The sequence below is a fragment of the Thioclava arctica genome (assembly GCF_040892615.1).
Classification (GTDB): Bacteria; Pseudomonadota; Alphaproteobacteria; order Rhodobacterales; family Rhodobacteraceae; genus Thioclava; species Thioclava arctica.
In genome coordinates this window covers 256,783-275,517 of the sequence record NZ_JBFRYC010000001.1, presented here as the reverse complement: position 1 = coordinate 275,517, position 18,735 = coordinate 256,783, and the positions used below count along the sequence as shown (strand labels likewise).

18 protein-coding genes are annotated in these 18,735 nt (G+C 62.1%); 9 read left to right on the top strand and 9 right to left on the bottom strand.

The window, feature by feature from the left end:
- The first annotated feature begins 59 nt into the window (after nucleotides 1-59).
- The 4 genes from AB4874_RS01460 (at nucleotide 60) to AB4874_RS01445 (ending at nucleotide 4,605) form a co-directional block, all read left to right on the top strand.
- Nucleotides 60-1,838 carry an SLC13 family permease gene (locus AB4874_RS01460; RefSeq protein WP_295534958.1) on the top strand — a complete coding sequence of 593 codons (1,779 nt, stop codon included), beginning with the start codon at nucleotides 60-62 and terminating at the stop codon, nucleotides 1,836-1,838.
- A gap of 11 nt (nucleotides 1,839-1,849) precedes the next feature.
- Complete coding sequence (locus AB4874_RS01455; RefSeq protein ID WP_368390667.1) at nucleotides 1,850-2,209, top strand: hypothetical protein; 360 nt, start codon at nucleotides 1,850-1,852, stop codon at nucleotides 2,207-2,209.
- A 91-nt stretch (nucleotides 2,210-2,300) separates the two neighbouring features.
- Nucleotides 2,301-3,041, top strand: coding sequence for a YebC/PmpR family DNA-binding transcriptional regulator (locus tag AB4874_RS01450; protein WP_368390666.1), 741 nt, complete (start codon nucleotides 2,301-2,303; stop codon nucleotides 3,039-3,041).
- A gap of 226 nt (nucleotides 3,042-3,267) precedes the next feature.
- Complete coding sequence (locus tag AB4874_RS01445; protein WP_368390665.1) at nucleotides 3,268-4,605, top strand: 8-oxoguanine deaminase; 1,338 nt, start codon at nucleotides 3,268-3,270, stop codon at nucleotides 4,603-4,605.
- On the opposite strand, the gene guaD is transcribed toward AB4874_RS01445, so the two are convergent.
- Entirely contained in the window at nucleotides 4,602-5,885 is a 1,284-nt protein-coding gene (gene guaD / locus AB4874_RS01440; protein ID WP_368390664.1) for a guanine deaminase, read from the bottom strand. The two genes, AB4874_RS01445 and guaD, sit on opposite strands and share 4 nt — an antisense overlap.
- A 171-nt stretch (nucleotides 5,886-6,056) precedes the next feature.
- Between guaD and mgtE the strand changes: the two genes are divergently transcribed.
- Nucleotides 6,057-7,442, top strand: coding sequence for a magnesium transporter (mgtE, locus tag AB4874_RS01435; RefSeq protein ID WP_295534946.1), 1,386 nt, complete (start codon nucleotides 6,057-6,059; stop codon nucleotides 7,440-7,442).
- Nucleotides 7,439-7,972 (top strand): 5-formyltetrahydrofolate cyclo-ligase, encoded by a 534-nt coding sequence (locus AB4874_RS01430; protein ID WP_368390663.1) that lies wholly within the window; start codon nucleotides 7,439-7,441, stop codon nucleotides 7,970-7,972. Before mgtE ends, AB4874_RS01430 begins: the two co-directional genes overlap by 4 nt.
- On the opposite strand, the gene AB4874_RS01425 is transcribed toward AB4874_RS01430, so the two are convergent.
- Both AB4874_RS01425 and AB4874_RS01420 read right to left on the bottom strand, forming a co-directional pair.
- Nucleotides 7,969-8,790 carry an inositol monophosphatase family protein gene (locus tag AB4874_RS01425; RefSeq protein WP_368390662.1) on the bottom strand — a complete coding sequence of 274 codons (822 nt, stop codon included), beginning with the start codon at nucleotides 8,788-8,790 and terminating at the stop codon, nucleotides 7,969-7,971. The genes AB4874_RS01430 and AB4874_RS01425 overlap by 4 nt on opposite strands.
- Before the next feature lie 112 nt (nucleotides 8,791-8,902).
- Nucleotides 8,903-9,265: a helix-turn-helix domain-containing protein gene (locus AB4874_RS01420; protein ID WP_295534938.1), complete on the bottom strand. Its 363-nt coding sequence runs from the start codon at nucleotides 9,263-9,265 to the stop codon at nucleotides 8,903-8,905.
- Between the two features lie 356 nt (nucleotides 9,266-9,621).
- Here AB4874_RS01420 and AB4874_RS01415 point away from each other — a divergent pair, with 356 nt between their 5' ends.
- Entirely contained in the window at nucleotides 9,622-10,596 is a 975-nt protein-coding gene (locus AB4874_RS01415; RefSeq protein WP_368390661.1) for an NADPH:quinone oxidoreductase family protein, read from the top strand.
- Between the two features lie 167 nt (nucleotides 10,597-10,763).
- Nucleotides 10,764-11,543 (top strand): Bax inhibitor-1/YccA family protein, encoded by a 780-nt coding sequence (locus AB4874_RS01410; protein ID WP_295534931.1) that lies wholly within the window; start codon nucleotides 10,764-10,766, stop codon nucleotides 11,541-11,543.
- Nucleotides 11,544-11,595: 52 nt separating this feature from the next.
- Here AB4874_RS01410 and AB4874_RS01405 read toward each other — a convergent pair whose 3' ends face one another.
- The 5 genes from AB4874_RS01405 to AB4874_RS01385 all read right to left on the bottom strand — a co-directional run bounded on the left by AB4874_RS01405 (nucleotide 11,596) and on the right by AB4874_RS01385 (nucleotide 16,073).
- Nucleotides 11,596-12,570: a type I glyceraldehyde-3-phosphate dehydrogenase gene (locus AB4874_RS01405; RefSeq protein WP_368390660.1), complete on the bottom strand. Its 975-nt coding sequence runs from the start codon at nucleotides 12,568-12,570 to the stop codon at nucleotides 11,596-11,598.
- 83 nt (nucleotides 12,571-12,653) lie between these two features.
- Entirely contained in the window at nucleotides 12,654-12,851 is a 198-nt protein-coding gene (locus tag AB4874_RS01400) for a hypothetical protein (protein WP_368390659.1), read from the bottom strand.
- A gap of 69 nt (nucleotides 12,852-12,920) precedes the next feature.
- Nucleotides 12,921-13,127, bottom strand: coding sequence for a cold-shock protein (locus AB4874_RS01395; protein WP_295534922.1), 207 nt, complete (start codon nucleotides 13,125-13,127; stop codon nucleotides 12,921-12,923).
- A gap of 257 nt (nucleotides 13,128-13,384) precedes the next feature.
- Complete coding sequence (locus AB4874_RS01390) at nucleotides 13,385-14,239, bottom strand: 4-(cytidine 5'-diphospho)-2-C-methyl-D-erythritol kinase (protein WP_368390658.1); 855 nt, start codon at nucleotides 14,237-14,239, stop codon at nucleotides 13,385-13,387.
- Nucleotides 14,226-16,073 carry a tetratricopeptide repeat protein gene (locus AB4874_RS01385; protein WP_368390657.1) on the bottom strand — a complete coding sequence of 616 codons (1,848 nt, stop codon included), beginning with the start codon at nucleotides 16,071-16,073 and terminating at the stop codon, nucleotides 14,226-14,228. The genes AB4874_RS01390 and AB4874_RS01385 overlap by 14 nt, the downstream gene beginning before the upstream one ends.
- Nucleotides 16,074-16,569: 496 nt before the next feature.
- Between AB4874_RS01385 and AB4874_RS01380 the strand changes: the two genes are divergently transcribed.
- Nucleotides 16,570-16,719 carry a hypothetical protein gene (locus AB4874_RS01380; RefSeq protein ID WP_368390656.1) on the top strand — a complete coding sequence of 50 codons (150 nt, stop codon included), beginning with the start codon at nucleotides 16,570-16,572 and terminating at the stop codon, nucleotides 16,717-16,719.
- A gap of 105 nt (nucleotides 16,720-16,824) precedes the next feature.
- Here AB4874_RS01380 and AB4874_RS01375 read toward each other — a convergent pair whose 3' ends face one another.
- The gene (locus tag AB4874_RS01375; RefSeq protein WP_295534912.1) at nucleotides 16,825-18,471 is read right to left on the bottom strand and encodes an electron transfer flavoprotein-ubiquinone oxidoreductase; all 1,647 of its coding nucleotides are present in this window, start codon (nucleotides 18,469-18,471) and stop codon (nucleotides 16,825-16,827) included.
- Between the last annotated feature and the right edge of the window lie 264 nt (nucleotides 18,472-18,735).

Here is an 18,735-nt window from a genome sequence, read left to right as displayed (position 1 = left end):
CTTGCGGCTGGGCTGCGCGCCGCTAGTATCGCTTCGATGCGTCTGCATGAGACAATTTTATGATTAACCTGCCAATTTCCCAAACCAGCACCGCCGTCATCGCCTTGCTGATCGTGGTTTGGATGTTTGCGATGTTCCTGCGCGAGCGCTGGCCCCCCGAGGTCACTGCGATTGCGGGGGCTGCCTTGATGGTGATCTTCAATCTTGCGCCCTATGAAAACTCGGTAGCGGTGCTGGCCAACCCTGCCCCCTGGACCATCGCGTTCATGTTTCTCATCATGGGGGCGTTGGTGCGCACGGGTGCGCTGGATGCAATGACGCGCTATGCCGAGGCGCGCATCGACGAGCGTCCGAAAATGACCGTCGCGCTGATGTTTCTCGTCACCATGCTGGCGAGCGGGGTGATGAACAACACGCCCGTGGTCGCGGTGATGATTCCGGTGTTCATTCAGATCGCGCGCAAGCTGCGCATCTCGCCCTCGCGGTTCCTGATGCCGCTGAGCTATTTCACGGTGATGGGCGGAATGATTACGCTGATCGGCACCTCGACCAACATTCTCGTCGATGGTGTGGTGCGCGCACGCGGGCTTGAGCCGTTTTCGATTTTTGAGATCGCGCCCTTGGGCTTGGCGGTCTGTGCGGTCGGCTCGGTCTTTATGGCGCTGTTTGCGCGCCGCCTGATCCCCGAGCGCCAGTCGCTGTCTTACCTGCTGGGCGATCGCCCGAAGATGAAATATTTCACCGAGGTCGCGATCCCCGAAGAAAGCAGCCTGATCGGGCAGAACGTGATGGAGGCGGACAGTTTTTCGCGCGACGGCGTGCGGGTGATCGACGTGCTGCGCGGCGATGCATCTTTGCGCCGGGATCTCTCGACGGTGAATCTGGCGGCGGGCGACCGGGTGGTGCTGCGCTCTGAGATGGAAGAACTGCTGGGGATGCAGAAGAACCGCGATCTGCGCATGGTGGACAAGCTGTCTTCAGTGCAGACCGAGACGGTTGAGGTGCTGATCTCGCCGGGCTGTCGGATGATCGGGCAGCAGCTGGGCGATATGCGGCTGCGCAGGCGCTATGGCGTTTATGTGCTGGCCGCGCATCGGCGCAATCAGAATATCGGGCGGCAGTTGGATGATCTGGTCGTGGTGGTCGGTGATACGCTGCTGCTGGAAGGCGCAGGCGAGGATATTGCCCGTCTGGCCGCCGATATGGATCTGGTCGATGTGTCCAAGCCCACCGCGCGGGCCTATCGGCGCAGCCATCTGCCGATTGCGGCGGGCGCGCTGGCGGCGGTGGTGATCCTGTCTGCTATTGGTGTGGCGCCGATCCTTGCGCTGGCGATGGTAGCGGTGGCAGGCATTCTGGTGTCGCGCTGCATCGATACAGATGAGGCGTTTTCCTTTGTCGAAGGCCGCTTGCTGGCGCTGATCTTTGCGATGCTGGTTGTCGGTGTCGGGCTGGAGCATTCGGGCGCGGTCAAGCTGATCGTGGACGGGGTTGCGCCGTGGCTGAAGACCTTGCACCCGCAAATGGCGCTGATCGTGGTGTATTTCCTTGGCCTTGTGATGACCGAATTGCTGTCCAACAACGCGGTGGCGGTGATCTATACGCCGATTGCGATGTCGCTGGCGTTGGCGCTGGGGCTCGATCCGCGCCCGTTTGCGGTGGCGGTGATGTTTTCCGCCTCGGTCGCCTTTGCCACGCCGATCGGCTATCAGACCCATATGATGGTTTACGGCCCCGGCGGCTATAAGTTCACCGATTTCCTGCGTCTTGGGATTCCGATGGATATCGTGACCGGGCTGACGGCGTGTTTCCTGATCCCGTTGATCTGGCCCCTATGAGGAGGGTTGCGATGCGTGTTTTGATGATTTTGCCACTGGCAATCGGATTGGCGGGCTGTGCCGAGATGTCGCGCGCGCCCGCTTGGCCCGATCACGTGACACTGCATGGCACGCAAATGCGCGTGTCCTTCAGTGACGGAACGGTGTGCCGTGCCCAGATTGCGGATGCGCCCAGCGGCAATTTGCAGGGTTGCCGCTGGCCGATGCACTATGACGTTAGCGGCTATCGTCCCAGCTATCTGGCGGGCGTGCCCGGGATTGGCCAATGGTTCCAGTCCTATGCCAAGATCGAGCTGAGCGCGCCTTCGGGGCAAAGCTGGCGCTTTGAAACGCCCGATCCGGCACCGACAAACGCGCGGGGCGACGGCTAGCTAAGCCGGCCCTGAACCGCCGGGGCCTTGCCCCTGCGCCCCGATCCGCTTTATATCGGGCCAAATTCTCGAATTTCTGACGGAGACTCCCATGGCAGGCCATTCCAAATGGGCCAATATCCAGCACCGTAAGGGCAAGCAGGATGCGGCACGTTCCAAGATGTTTTCCAAGCTGGCGAAGGAAATCACCGTCGCCGCCAAGATGGGCGACCCCGACCCCGAGAAAAACCCGCGCCTGCGTCTGGCGGTGAAAGCGGCGAAATCGCAGTCGATGCCCAAGGACGTGATCGACCGCGCGATCAAGAAATCGCAGGCGGGCGAAGGCGATGAATATACCGAGATCCGCTATGAGGGCTATGGCCCCAACGGCATCGCGATCATCGTTGAGGCGCTGACGGATAACCTCAATCGCACAGCGTCCAACGTGCGCTCGACCTTCACGAAATGCGGCGGCAATCTGGGCACGACGGGCTCGGTGAGCTTCATGTTCGATCATGTTGGTGAGATCACCTATTCCGCTGAGGCGGGCGATGCGGACACGGTGATGATGGCCGCTATCGAGGCCGGGGCCGAGGATGTCGAAAGCGACGATGAGGGCCACTGGATTTACTGCCCGATGGAGAACCTGTCGGAAGTGTCGGACGCGCTTGAATCCGAGCTGGGCGAGGCCACCGAGGCCAAGCTGATCTGGAAGCCGCAAAACCGCACCGAGGTTGATCTTGAGACCGCGCAAAAGCTGATGCGTTTGATCGACACGCTGGAAGATGACGATGATGTGCAATCCGTCACCGCCAATTTCGACGTCCCCGAGGACGTCGCCGCGCAGCTGTAAACGCTGGGTTCAGAGACGAAAAGGCGCCCCTCGGGGCGTCTTTTGCATGTCTGCGCCACGTGTTTGCGCGCATTGTCTTTGCGCGGGCGCGCGACTAGCCTTTCAGCGTCGCGGCCGGGGGCGCGGCCCGGGGCGCGGATCGCATGGGCTTGGTTCGGGGCGCGGCCCCTCTTGGCCTGACGCTCCATTCCCCCCGGGATATTTGAACAAATGCGAAGGGGGCCGCATGGGCGAGGTCTTGATCATGGGCGCAGAGGTCATCGTCACGATGGACGGGGCGCGGCGCGAATTGGCGGGCGCGGATCTGGTGCTGCGCGACGGGGTGATCGCGGCCATCGGGGCGGATTTGCACAGTTCGGGCGAAATCGTTCATGCGCAGGGCTGTGTGGTGACGCCGGGCTTGGTGAACACCCATCATCATCTGTATCAGACGCTGACGCGCGCGGTGCCGGGCGGGCAGGATGCGTTGTTGTTTGGCTGGCTCAAGACGCTGTATCCGATCTGGGCGCGGATGGGGCCCGAGGAGATCCGGGTTTCGGCGCAGGTGGGTTTGGCGGAACTGGCATTGAGCGGCTGCACGCTGAGTTCCGATCATCTCTATATGTATCCCGGTGGCGCGCGGCTGGAGGATACGATTCACGCGGCGGCGGAATTGGGGCTGCGCTTTCACCCGACGCGCGGGGCGATGAGCATCGGGCAAAGTGCTGGGGGCTTGCCGCCCGACAGTCTGGTCGAGGACGAGAGCGCGATTCTCAACGATTGCATCCGCGTAATCGACGCGTTTCACGATGCCGGTGAGGGTTCGATGTGTCGGGTCGGTGTGGCGCCGTGTTCGCCGTTTTCGGTCTCGCGCGGATTGATGCGCGATGCGGCCCTGTTGGCGCGCGACAAGGGGGTGATGATGCACACTCATCTGGCGGAGAATGACGAGGATGTGGCCTATTCGTTGGCGCAGTTTGGCTGTCGTCCGGGTGATTATGCGCGCGATCTGGGCTGGGTCGGTGAGGACGTTTGGCACGCCCATTGCGTCAAGCTGGACGGGGTCGAAATTGATCTGTTTGCCGCCACGAAAACCGGCGTGTCGCATTGTCCCTGTTCCAACTGTCGGTTGGGATCGGGGATCGCGCCGGTGCGTGCGATGCGCGATGCGGGGGTGCGGGTGGCGCTGGGGGTGGATGGCTCGGCGTCTAATGATGCCGGATCGCTGATTGGCGAGGCACGTCAGGCGATGCTGTTACAGCGCGTGCAGAACGGCGCCGATGCGATGGCGGCGCGCGAGGCGCTGGAGATTGCGACGCTGGGCGGTGCGCAGGTCTTGGGGCGGCCCGATTGTGGTGTGATCGCGCCGGGCAAACGCGCCGATATCGCGATTTGGGATGTGTCGGGGCTGGAGGCGGCGGGCGCGTGGGACCCGGTCGCGGCACTGGTGCTGTGTGGTCCCAGCAAGGTGCGCGATCTGTTCGTCGAGGGTCGCCAGATCGTGCGCGATGGCCAGATCACCACGCTTGATATGCCCCGTGTGATCGCGCATCAAAACCGGCTGGCGCGCGCCTTGATGGCTTAGGCGCGCTTTTTGCCACCGATCCAGACGCCCGCAATCGCACGGTCATCGCCCATCATGATCGTTGGGAACAGCGCCTCCCAGAAATCATTGGCGCGGGTGGCACGTTGCGCGATCACCGGGGTTGAGGCAAGGTCGACGGCGATGAAATCGGCCTCCATCCCAGGTGCCAGCGCGCCGACCTTATCGCCGATGCGCAAGGCCCGCGCCGAGCCTTGAGTGGCCAGCCACCAAAGCTGCGCAGGATGGAGCGGTTGATGCGTGAGCTGGCCGACCTCATAGGCGGCGGCCATCGTGCGTAGCATCGAAAAGTTCGACCCGCCCCCGGTATCGGTGGCCAGCCCGATGCGCTGCCCCTCGGCCATGCGCGCGGGCCAGTCAAACAGCCCCGAGCCGATAAAACTGTTCGAGGTCGGGCAATGAATCAGCGCCGCGCCAACCTCGGCAATGCGGGCAGATTCGCGCGGGGTCAGGTGGATCGCGTGGCCATAAAGCGCGTTTTCCCCCAAAAGCCCGTGGGATTCATAGGTATCGAGATAGTCGCGCGCCTCGGGATAAAGCGATTTCACCCAAGCGATCTCATCGACCTGCTCGGACAGATGGGTTTGCATCAGGCAATCGGGATGCTCGGCCCAAAGTGCCCCCAGCGCGCTGAGTTGTTCGCGCGAAGAGGTGGGCGAAAAGCGCGGCGTGATGACATAGCTCAGCCGATCCACGCCATGCCAACGCGCCAGCAGTGCGGCGCTTTGATCATAGGCGGTTTGGGCGGTGTCACGCAGCCCCTCGGGGGCGTTGCGATCCATGCAGGTCTTGCCCGCCAGCATCCGCATGCCGCGCGCCTGAGCCGCCTGAAAGATCGCATCCACGCTTTGCGGGTGAATCGTACAATAGGAACAGGCGGTCGTGGTGCCATTAGAGAGTGCCAGATCCAGATAACGCCCAGCGACATCAGCGGCATAGGCCGGGTCGCCAAAGCGCATCTCTTCGGGGAAGGTGTAGCTGTTGAGCCAGTCGATCAGCCGCTTGCCCCAGCTCGCGATGATCGCGGTTTGGGGATAGTGGACATGGGCGTCGATGAAGCCGGGCGAGAGCAGATGATCGCCGTGATCCACCAGCGTCGCACCGGGATGGGCGGCGCAAAGATCCGCAGCCTCACCGATGTCGACGATCATGCCATTGGCGATCAAAAGCGCGCCGTGGCGGATCGGGAGAACCGCCTCTGGCCCCTCGACCAGCGGATCGCCGCGATACGCCATCAACTGGCCCAGATGTAGCTCTGCCATTGTGCACTCCGTTTGTGTTGGCCCATGCTAGAAGCCCCGCGCGCCAAGGTAAATCTCTGCCGTGAGGGCACGGTTTTTTCATCCCCGCCCCCTGTGCATCTTACAGAAACCCGCTATGTTTCGGGCGCAAGCGGGCCCGACCTCGAATCCGGGCGGAAAATCGGGGGTAGTATGGCCGAAGCTGAGTTGGAAGAGCACGAGCGCGAGGAAGAAGATTACCGGCTGGACGGTGATCTGGTCGACTCGATCCTTGAAGCCACCAATAACAACGATGCGACGCTGCTGGCACAGCTGATGGAGCCGCTGCACGCGGCCGATATCGCTGACCTTCTGGAACAGATTTCCGGCCATGAGCGCCGTGCGATCCTGCGCCTTTGGGGCCGCGAGATCGACGGCGAAATCCTGACCGAAATTGACGAATCGATCCGCGAAGAGGTGATCGCAAGCCTGCCGCCAGAAGTGCTGGCAGACGCGGTGCGTGAGCTGGATTCCGATGACGTCGTGGACCTCATCGAAGACCTCGAAGAGCCCCAGCAAGAACAGATTCTGGGCGCGCTGGACGAGCCAGATCGGATGGCGGTCGAGAAATCGCTGTCCTATCCGGATTACTCGGCCGGGCGTTTGATGCAGCGCGAGGTGGTAACCGCGCCCGCCCATTGGACCGTGGGCGAAACGATTGATTATCTGCGGCGTGCGAAATGGCTGCCCGATCAGTTTTACCATGTCATTCTGGTCGACCCCGCCCATCACCCGCAGGGCAATGTCACGCTGGGACGTATTCTGTCGGCGCCGCGCGCCTCGCCGCTGAGCGATATCGCCGAGGAAGAATTCCGCACGATCTCGGTCTATCAGGACGAGGGCGACGTGGCCTATGCGTTCAACCAGTACCACCTGATTTCCGCCGCTGTGGTCGATGATGATGACCGGCTTGTGGGCGTGATCACGATTGATGACGCGATGGCGGTGTTGGACGAGGAACACGAGGAAGACATCCTGCGCTTGGCCGGTGTTGGCGATGAATCGTCGCTCTCGGATACGGTGATGGAAACGGTGCGCCAGCGCCTGCCCTGGCTAATGGTGAACCTGCTGACCGCGATCCTGGCCTCGGGGGTGATTTCGATCTTTGAGGGCACGATTCAAAAGCTGGTGGCGCTGGCCGTGTTGATGCCGATTGTGGCCTCGATGGGAGGCAATGCCGGCACGCAGACGCTGACTGTGGCGGTGCGCGCGATGGCCACCAAAAGCCTGACCGAAAGCAACGTCTGGCGGGTTGTGCGACGTGAGGCGATTGTCGGGCTGCTGAACGGGCTGGCGTTTGCGGTGGTGATGGGGGTGGTGGCCTCGTTTTGGTTCTCGGGGCCGCATCTGGGCATCGTGATCGCGTTGGCGATGGTGATTAACCTCGTCGTGGCGGCGCTGTCGGGCATCCTGATCCCGCTGATGCTGGAAAAACTGGGGGCGGACCCGGCGCTGGCCTCGGGGACGTTCGTGACGACGATGACGGATGTGGTGGGGTTCTTTTCCTTCCTCGGCTTGGCCTCGGTGATGCTGCTATGAAGGAGGCCGCGCGTCAGGCAGCCTTTGCGACGCGCAAGCTGGCCCATGCGCGCGATGAGGGGGCCGCGAGCAGCGCGTTGACACAGGCGCTGGCCGCCTACCCCGATCAGCCCTTGGCGGGCTATTGGCCGATCCGCACCGAGCCCGACCCCCGCCCCGCTATGACTGCGCATCACGGGCCGCTTTGCCTGCCGGTGGTGGTGGTTCCGGGCCAGCCGCTGGTGTTTCGGCGCTGGCATCCGGGGGCTGCGATGGAGCCGGGCGCCTTTGGGGCCCCGATCCCGCAGGATAAAACCGAGATCACGCCGCAGATCCTGATCGTGCCGCTGCTAGCCTTTGATGCGCGCGGCTATCGGCTGGGCTATGGCGGCGGGTTTTACGACCGGACCTTGCAGGCGCTGCGCGCCGCTGGCCCGGTGATCGCGATTGGGTTCACCTATGGCGCGCAAGAGCGCACCGAGGTGCCCACCGACGCAACCGATCAGCCGCTCGATTTCATCGTGACAGAGGCCGGCATCAGGGCGTTTTAGCCCGCCAGTGCTGCCAGTGCGGCGGCGTGAATGTCGGGATTGGCCGCTGCGAGCACCTGCCCGCCGCGATAGGCCGGACCGCCCTGCCAATTGGTGACGATGCCGCCTGCTGCCTCAATCACGGCGATGGGCGCGGCGACGTCATAGGGAAACAGGCCCGCCTCGACCACCAGATCAATCTGGCCCGCAGCCAGTAGCGCATAAGCGTAGCAATCCATCCCGTAGCGCGTCAGCTGCACTTGCGATACTACCCGATCAAAGGCAGATTTTTCTTGCGCGGTGCCGATCTCGGGGAAGGTCGAGAACAGCGTGGCGCTTTCGAGCCCGCCTTGAGCTGCGCGCGTGGCCAGCTTGGCGGTGCCCTGCGGGCCGGACACATCTGCGCGCCCGAAGCCGCCGATGAACCGCTCGCCGATATAGGGCTGGTCGATCACCCCCATCAGCGGCGCGCCGGGGCCGTCGGCCTCTTGCGCGCACAGCGCGATCAGCACCCCCCAAGTCGGCGTGCCCGACATATAGCCGCGCGTGCCGTCAATCGGGTCCAGCACCCAGGTCAGCCCGCTGCTGCCCTGGGTGACGCCGTGTTCCTCGCCGTAAATGCCGTCTTGCGGGCGGCGTTCCTGCAAGATCGCGCGCATCGCGGCTTCGGCGGCGCGGTCGGCCTCGGTCACCGGATCAAAGCCAGTCGCGTGCTTATTGGCCGCGCCGATTCCGCCGATGGGGCGGAAATGTTGCAAGCTGATCTTGCGCGCGCAATCGGCGAGCTCTTGGGCCAAGGCGATCAGTGCAATCTGTTCGGCGGGGTCTTGCACGTGCATGGCGCGCTCCTTATGACGGGCGAAATGAATAAAGGGAGCGGTAAACGCCCCCTTTTATCAGGTCAAGCCGTCCGGACCGCTTTGCACGGAACAGCCGATAGACAGGGCGCAATCACGCCGCGTCTGAAAGCACTTTCGCCAGATCGAACAGTCGGCGACGCTGCGCCTCAGGCATAGCGTAATAGGACCGCACGAGCGCCAGTGCCTCTTTGTCCGACAAGATGTCGCCTTCAACCTGCGGTTGCGCAACACTGCCTTCGGAGAGACCTTCGAAGAAGAACGAGATCGGCACTTCGACCGCGTCGGCAATGTCCCATAGTCGCGATGCCGAGACACGGTTCATGCCTGTTTCATATTTCTGGATTTGTTGAAATTTGATGCCTACATGATCAGCAAGTTGTTGCTGGGTCATGCCGATCATCCAACGACGATGGCGGATCCGTTTCCCTACATGCACATCTACCGGGTGTTTCATTTTTTGCCCTTCACTTCAATTTCCTGATTAGAAGCTAACATGCCGCGAGGCGGTCCAAAGCCTCAAAAGTGCAAACCTATCCTAAAAGACAGGCTGTTAGGCGTTAATGGATAACGAACCCGTGAGGTGATTGAGGAAAACCACGCTCTCCCTTGGCGTGTTTTTGCAATTCGCGAACTGTCCCGAGCCTTCCGTTAGGTAAATCTTCTCATTTCGCAACCCTGCGTTGGCCAAATTTGATTCGTTTTCGCGCTCTGGTGCAGCGGGTTCTGGGGGGCGTTTCTCCTTCGGCTTGGCGCTGGTCCTGTCGGGCGTGCAAAGATAAGATAGCTAGGACGACAAGAACGGAGACCGCAATGCGCGCATTTCAAATTCAAACACCGGGCAGTGCACCGAAGCTGCAAGATATCACGCTGCACGCCCCGGTTGCGGGTGAGGTGCAGGTCGCGATCCGCGCCTGTGGTCTCAATTTCGCCGATCTGCTGATGACCGAAGGGACGTATCAGGACACTCCGGACGCGCCGTTCACGCTGGGCATGGAATTGGCGGGCGAGGTGATCGCGGCGGGACCGGGGTGCACACTTGCGCCGGGCACGCGGGTGGCGGTGTTTGCCGGGCAAGGCGGGCTGGCCGAGGCGGGCAATTTCGCGCAAACGCGTTGCACGGTGATGCCCGATGCGATGAGTTTCGAGCAGGCGGCGGCGTTTCAGATCGCCTATGGCACCTCACATGTGGCGCTGGACACGCGCGCGGGGCTGCGCGCGGGCGAAACCTTGGTTGTGCTGGGTGCTGCTGGCGGCGTGGGGCTTACGGCGGTTGAGATTGGCAAGGCGTTGGGGGCGCGGGTGATTGCCTGTGCGCGGGGCGCGGCCAAGCTGGAGATTGCGCGCGCTGCCGGGGCCGATGAGGTGGTGGATATCGAAACGCCTGATCTGAAGGGCGCGCTGCGGGCCTTGGGCGGCGCGGATGTGATTTATGACGCGGTGGGCGGCGCGGCGGGCGAGGCGGCGTTTCGCGCGCTCAGACCCGGCGGGCGCTATTTGGTGATCGGATTTGCCAGTGGCAAACCGCCGGTGCTGCCGCTCAATCATGCGCTGGTCAAGAATATCGCGATTCACGGGCTGTATTGGGGCGGCTATCAAAGCCTTGATCCCGCGGTGCTGAAGGCCTCGATGCGCCAGCTGTTTGACTGGTTCAATGCGGGCGCGCTGCATCCCCATATCGGGGCGCGCTATCCGCTTGATGCCGTGACCGAAGCGCTTGGCGATTTGCGCGCGCGTCGCTCAACGGGAAAATTGGTGATCACGATGGGGGATCCGCCCTCAGACTAGGGCCGATACGGCCACAAAACGCCGTTTTCGCGCGCAATGCCTTAAACTTGTTTGAAACAATGCGTTTTCTGCACCGATGAAATCTTGAATTTGCGTCCCTCTCTGCCAATATCGGAACCGACACCGGTACGAGGGATGGCCGGACAAGACTTGTTGGAGGTATCGAGATGGCTGATTTCGAAACGATGCGGACGCCCCATGCGGGCACGCGTCAAGCGGCGATAGACGAAGGTCTGCGTACGCATATGAACCGGGTTTACGGGCTGATGTCAGTGGCAATGCTGATCACCGGTGCGGTGGCTTGGGCGTTGGCGAATATGGCCGTGACAAGCGATCCTGCCGCAGCGGCTGGACAGTTGCGTGGTGGCATCTACCTGACGCAGCTTGGATCGCTGATCTATACCAGCCCGCTGAAATGGGTCTTGATGCTTGCCCCGCTGGGCGTCGTCTTTGCCTTTAGCGCAACGCTGAATAAAATGAGCACAAGCACCGCCCAGATCGTGTTTTGGGTCTTCGCGGCGCTGATGGGGGCCTCGCTTTCGTCGATCTTCCTGGTGTTTACCGGGGTGTCGATTGCGCAGACCTTCCTGGTGACCGCGATCTCGTTTGCGGGCCTGTCGCTCTATGGTTACACCACCAAGCGCAACCTGTCGGGGATGGGCTCGTTCCTGATGATGGGCCTGATCGGGTTGATCGTGGCCTCGATCGTGAACATCTTCCTCGCCTCGTCGGCGCTTGCCTTTGCGATCTCGTTGATCGGCGTGCTGATCTTTGCGGGCCTGACGGCCTATGACACGCAGAACATCAAGAACATGTATCTGCAACTGGCGGCCAGCGGTGGTCAGGATTTTATGGGCAAAGCCGCGATCATCGGCGCGCTCAAGCTGTATCTCGACTTCATCAACCTGTTCATGTTCCTGCTGCAGTTCATGGGCGATCGCCGCTAAGGCGCATCCCTTGAGGTAAAATCAAAGCCCCGGCCCAGTGCCGGGGCTTTTTTCATGCCATGCGCAGCGCCATATCCAGCATCCGGTTGGAAAAGCCCCATTCGTTGTCATACCAGCCAAACACCCGGATCAGCCCGTAATCGGTCACCTTGGTTTCGCGTAGCGCCATCACCACGCTTTCGGGACGCGCGCGCAGATCGGTCGACACAAGCGGGCGATCCGTCACCCCGATCACGCCCCCCGCCGTGCTGAGCGTGGCGTTGATCTGCTCGACGCTGGCCGGGCGCTGCACGGCGACTGCCAGATCCACCGCCGACACAGAGGCCGTGGGCACGCGCACCGCCTGCGCAATCAAGCGACCGCTGAGATCGGGCAAGACCTGCTCCATCAAGCGCCCCGCCGAGGTGGAAGTGGGCACCATCGACAGACTGGCCGCGCGCGAGCGTTCCATCGCGTCGCGCGGCTGATCGACGGTGGGTTGGCTGGCAGTGTAGCAATGCACGGTCGTCATCGAGCCCGTCACAATGCCAAAGGCCCCATCCAGCAGCCGCGCCAGCGGGGCAAACGCGTTGGTGGTGCAACTGGCATTCGAGACGATCCGCTGACCGTTCAGATCGCCGTCATTGGCGCCCAGAACGACGGTAATGTCGGCGGCTTTCGAGGGCCCCGAGATCAGCACCCGCGCAGCCCCGCCCGCCAGCCCCTGCCCCGCGATGGCCGAACTATCGGCGCGCCCGGTGCATTCCATCACCAGATCAATGCCCGCAAGATCGAGCGTGGAAATATCCCCCGCCCGGTGCAGCGCAATGCGCGCCCCGTTGATCACCAGCGCGTCGGGTTCCTGCACAATCGTGCCGCGCCACGGCCCGAACACGCTGTCATATTCAAACAGATAGGCCAGCATATCGGGCGCTGCGATATCGTTGATCGCGACAATCTCAAGCCCCGGCCAAGCGTCAGGGTTTTGCGCCCAAGCCCGCAGCACCGACCGCCCAATTCGACCGAAGCCGTTGATGAAAACCCGCATGGCCGCACCTCCTGAGACCTCGGGCTTACTGCGCCGCGCGGTCAAGGGAAAGCCTGCGATTGTCACCGATACGAAAGTGGTGATTACTGCGGCAGTTGGGGATCGTCATTTGCGTCGCGCGCCAGACGGTGCGCTTTGAGCCGCGCGCTTTGCGCATCGCGTTCGTCGCGCGCATCATCGGTGATCTGGCGCGCGGCGGCTGCGGTTTTGTCATGCGGGGTTGCGGGGCGCTTAGCCGCGCTGGTCGCAAACACGTCAAGCATCGCTTTGGTCTGTGACATCACATCCTGCTTTCGACAAAAGAAAAGCCCGGCCGAAAACCGGCCGGGCCACTGGTTCAGAACCAGAAATTAAGCGAGCGCCAGATCGCGTGCGGACTGACGTCCATCACGGCCGGTCTCAAGCTCGAACGTCACGGCCTGGCCGTCGTCGAGACGTGCAATGCCGGCGCGCTCAACGGCCGAGATGTGCACGAAGATATCTTTGCCGCCATCCGCAGGTGCGATGAAGCCAAAACCTTTGGTGGGGTTGAACCATTTCACGGTGCCTGAAGCCATCGTGAGATCTCCTATCAAGTTATTCTGCCTGCAACATGCAGCAGTATCGGCATAGTCAGATCGTAGTCGCAAACTGAAGCCGTTGACGGAGACAGGGTGCAGTAGAAACAACGTAGCACGCTTAACATAGGGAAAGATTGGCAATTTTGCAATCCTGCATTTTTGCACGCCGCAAAACTGGCCGAGCCAGATTGGTGCATTTTCGTATGATTTACAGGGGTCTGCGGGTGCGGTTCGGGACTGAGGGGAGGTGCTGCCTAGTGGCAGGCGCTTGGGCGCGCCAGTTCGGTTTGATCGCCCAGCACGCCCGAGGCGATCCAGCATTGCGGGTGGGTCGCGCGCAATTTGGCCTCGGCGCTTTGCAGATCGGACTGGGTTGAAAACAGCGCGAAACAGGTCGCCCCAGAGCCCGACATGCGGGCCAGATGACAGCCGGGCAGCGCGGCAAGAACGTCGAGCAACGCGCCGATTTGTGGGGCCTGCGCGATGGCGGGCGCTTGCAGATCGTTGCGCTGGGTGGCGAGCCAGTCGATGCAGGCGCGGGCCTCGTTGAACTGCGGAAGCTGCGCGGGCATTGGGGCGTTGGTTTTCTGGCTCAGCGCCTTGAAGATGGCGGGGGTTGCGACCTCGATGCGGGGATTGACGAGCAGCGCGGGCAACGGTGGCAGTTGGACACGCGCGCAGTGCTCGCCGATGCCTTGCACGCGCTGGGAATGGGGCGTCAGGCACATCGCGATATCGGCTCCAAGGCGGGTCAATGCCTCGGGGTCCAGCGCCGCGCCCAGCCCGCGCAACACCGCAGCCGCATCTGACGAGCCCCCGCCAATGCCAGAGGCCGCCGGCAGCGCCTTGTGCAAATGAAAGGCCAGATCAGAGCCCCCGGCCAGTTCCGCCGCCCGCAGCACCAGATTGGAGCGATCCACCGGCACGCCTGCCGCCTCGGGTCCGCTTACGCGCAGCGACAGCCCCCGCCCCGGCGCGAACGACACCATATCGCCCACCGGCGCAAAGGCCACCAGACTGTCAAGCAGGTGATAGCCATCGGTGCGCTGGCCGATGACATGCAGGCTGAGATTGATCTTGGCAGGCGCGAAAACGCTAGTTGTTGGCATCGCTTGCCGGGGCCGCTTTGAGAGGCGGCTTGCCCTCATCCTTGAGCACCTGATCCAGCCCGACCGACAGTTTCAGGCGCACCCGGTCAAGATCGAGATCCTCAGAGCTGTCCGTCGGCTCTTCGGTCGTGCCAAAGCTGAGGGCGCGGCGCCACTGGAACCGGGCCTCGCGCTGACGACCGACCGCCCAAAGCACATCGCCCAGATGGTCATTCAGCAGCGGATCGCGGGGCTCAAGTTCGACCGCGCGCTCCATCTGCGTGGCCGCTTCCTGATAGTGCCCGGTTTTGTAAAGCGCCCAGCCAAGGCTGTCGATGATGAAGCCCGCATCGGGGCGTTCCTTGACTGCCTTGCGGATCATCGCCAGCGCCTCATCAAGGTTTTCACCCTTATCAACATAGGAATAGCCCAGATAATTCAGCACCGAAGGCTGATCAGGCGAGAGTTTCAGCGCCTCGCGAAACCCCTTCTCCGCCGAGGCCCAATCGCCCGAGCGTTCCTGCGCAATCGCGCGCGAATAATAGACGAACCAATCCTGAGGCTTGGGCGCGCCCATCAGCGCAATCGCCTTATCATAGGCTTTTGCCGCCTCGCCAAAGCGCTTTTCGCGCCGCAACGTATCGCCAAGCGCGGTCCACACGCCCACCAGCTTGGGCTGAATGCGCGCGAGGTTTTCGAGCACCTCGATGGCGGCATCATTGCGCCCCGCGCGCACCATCGCCTCAGCGCGCCCGATTTCGGCAGCGTGATAGATCGGGCTTTTGGGCGAGACCTCGGCATAGGCCGCAATCGCGAGATCATGTTGCTTCATCTTATCCAGCAGCGAGGCCGTCAGCAGCGTCGCATCGGCCATGTCGGGCTCTACGAGATTGGCCAGCCGTGTGTGCATCAGCGTGAAGGTATCAGGCGCATCGCTAATGAGGGCCTGGGCTACGGAGTAATAGACCTCGGCCACGCCATCGGTTGCGCTGCGCACCATCGTGAAGGGCAGCGTCTCGCCCGCCGCCAGCTTGGCATGCATGGCTTCAAGCTGGGGGTCCAGATCGGTGCCAAAGCGGTCCTCGATCAGCGCCAACGCATCTTTGTCGCGCTCAAGCTGCGACAGGATCTCGGCATGGGCAATCACGCCGCGCCGCGTGGCGGTGATCATCGCGCCATGTTCGCCCGACAATATCTTGTCGGCGCCCTCATAATCGCCCACCAAGGCTAGCGACAACGCCTTGTGAAACGCCGCGAACGCGCCAAGGCCCTTTTCGCTGCCCACCGCGTCAAAGGCGGCGGCGGCATCGGTCATTTTGCCTTCGCCCACCAGCGCCCAAGCCCGCGTCAGCCCGCCCAGAAGCGGGCCGGGATCGGAACTTTCATCTTGGCTGAGTTTGATCGCGTCGCCCCATTTGCCTTCCTTGGCATCAGCCGCCAGAACCGTCATCGCAGCGATCTGGCTGCCGGTTTTCGCCTCAAGCATCTGGCGCGCCAAGGGCACGGCGCGGTCGAAATCGGCAATCGCGATCTCGGCTACCAGCGTGGCCTCTGCGGTTTCTGCGCTGACATCGCCCGAGGCCATCAGCTTGCGGTAATAGGTGGCCGCCTGTTCGAAATCCAATTGCTGCGAGGCGATGCGCGCCGCCAGATAGGCCCCGGCCTCTTCGGGGCTGGGATCATTGGCCACGTCTGCATCGTTCTTGGCGGCCTCGGCATCCGCGGCGGCAGCGGCGTCTTGCGCACTTTGCCCGACGGGGGCCTTTTTGTCTTGCGCAAGCGCGGGGGAGATAGCGACAGAGCCCATCAGCAATGCGATAAAAGCTATGCGAAAAGCAGAGGAATTACTCGACACGAAACAGTCCTCTCATTGAGTTTGGCCAGAGCGTAACGGCGCAGTCAGTGCATAGCAATGCGGCCCGCGCGCGCGGGCCCGCCGCGCTTGGCGAAAACACGCCGTTTTGACCGCCTCGCCAAGGGTTACAGCAGATGACGCCGCCGTGATGACGGTGCGTTAATCAAATACGACACACTTTTCTCTTGCGTTTCGTGCGCAATAGCACATATAAGGCCGTAATCTTAGTTTGAGATTGTATTCCCTTGCGGCTCCACCATCGGGCAGAGCTGTCAGGCCGCTGCATATGCGGCATCTTCGACATACCCGCCGGACCGGCTGCGAATGCGCAGGGTCAGCGTGAACGTAGATGCCAGCGCATTGTGCCGGGAAGTCACATGATGCTGATCGCTTGTTTGCCGCGCTGCCGGGTTCGCCTTGGCAATGCGGTGCGATCTACACCGCACCGTGCCGAGCAAACGGCTTGCGCGGAACCGCCGTAGAATGGAGATATGATATGACCAAGAAAACCATTGAAAATGCCGTCACCGCCCACGCCCTGCGCAGCGAAGACATCAAGCGCGACGTGAAGCATAGCGATTCGGTCAAGCCGCATGAGGCCAATTGGGCCGACACGCGCCATACGCTGTTTTCCACTTCGGCCTGATATCGGGCCAATTCGGGTGCGTTTGCGCGCCCACCCCATCGGGGACATTGAAAAAGCGGGGGGCCTGGCCTCCCGCTTTCTGCATTTTAGGGGCGTTTGAGCGCCTTACATATTGGGATAGTTCGGCCCGTCCCCGCCCTGCGGCGTGGTCCAGTTGATATTCTGGCTTGGGTCCTTGATATCACAGGTCTTGCAATGCACGCAGTTCTGGAAATTGATCTGGAACTTGGCATTCGCCCCTTCGCCGATCACCTCATAGACGCCTGCCGGGCAATAACGCTGCGCGGGTTCGTCATATTTGGGCAGATTGACCGCGATCGGGATCGACGGGTCTTTCAGCTTCAGATGGCAGGGCTGGCTTTCCTCGTGATTGGTAAAGCTGAAGGACACATTGGTCAGACGGTCGAAGGACAGCTTGCCATCGGGCTTGGGATAGTCGATCGGCTTGAAATTCTTCGCCTCGCCCGTCGCCGCAGCATCGGACTTGCCATGTTTGAGCGTGCCGAACAGCGAAATCCCGAACAGCGAATTGGTCCACATATCCAGACCACCAAAGACCAGCGACGGGAGCATCCCCCATTTCGACCACATCGGCTTGACGTTGCGCACCGGCTTGAGATCTTTGGCAATCGGACCCGAGCGCAGATCGGTCTCGTATTCCACCAAATCATCGCCCGCGCGCCCGGCCTTGATCGCGGCGGCGGCGGCCTCGGCGGCGGCAATGCCCGAGAGCATCGCGTTATGGTTGCCCTTGATGCGGGGCACGTTCACCAGACCCGCCGCGCAGCCCATCAGCACCACGCCCGGAGCGGTGAGTTTCGGGATCGACTGCCAGCCGCCTTCAGAGATCGCGCGCGCCCCGTAAGCCACGCGTTTTCCGCCTTCCAGCAGCTCGGCCATCATCGGGTGATGTTTGAAGCGCTGGAATTCCATATAGGGGTAGAGATGCGGGTTTTCGTAGTTCAGATGGACCACGAAACCAACGTAAACTTGATTGTTCTCAAGGTGATAGACGAACGACCCACCGCCTGCATTCTTGCCCAGCGGCCAGCCCATCGTGTGCGTGACGGTGCCCTCGTGGTGCTTGGCGGGGTCGATCTCCCAGATTTCCTTCATGCCGAGGCCGAATTTCTGCGGGCAGTGATCTTTGGAGAGGTTGAACTTCTCCATCACCACCTTGGCCAGCGAGCCGCGCACACCCTCGCCCAGCATGACGTATTTGCCGCGCAGCTCCATGCCCGGCTCATAGCCCGGCCCCTGCGAGCCATCGGGATTCTTGCCAAATTCGCCCGCGACGACGCCTGCGACCCGGTCCCCGTCCCAGACGATTTCACTCGCGGCCATGCCGGGGAACACCTCGACGCCCAGCGCCTCGGCCTGTTCGGCCATCCAGCGGCAGACATTGGCCATCGAGACGATGTATTTGCCGTGATTGCTCATCAGCTTGGGCATCGGCCAGTTCGGGATGCGCAGATGGCCATGCGGGCCAAGCATGAAGAAATTGTCTTTCTTGACGCCCACTTTGATTGGCGCGCCGCGCTCTTTCCAATCGGGCAGCAGTTTATCCAGACCGGCGGTATCGAGCACCGCCCCTGACAGGATATGCGCCCCCACTTCCGAGCCCTTTTCGATCACTACGACCTCAAGCTCAGGGTTGATCTGCTTCAATCGGATCGCCGCGGACAGGCCTGCCGGCCCCGCGCCCACGATCACAACATCATATTCCATCGACTCGCGTTCGATCTCGGCCATATCCCAAATCCTCTGGCTTGCCGCTACAGGTTGGGTTCTGCCTAGCCTAGTGGGCGCATCGAGGCAATTGTTACGCTGCGATGGCGCGCAACATTATTGCGTCCGCGGCGGGGGTTTGCGTGGTGTTGCCCCCCTCGACGGACCAGATATCGCAAGCGATCCGCCAAATGGGGCGCGTGAACGAGGTGCGCATCCCCTCACCCCGATATCCGACAAAATTCGCACCCGTGTTTGAAAGGCCCCGGAGGGCAGAGTTGGCGGGCA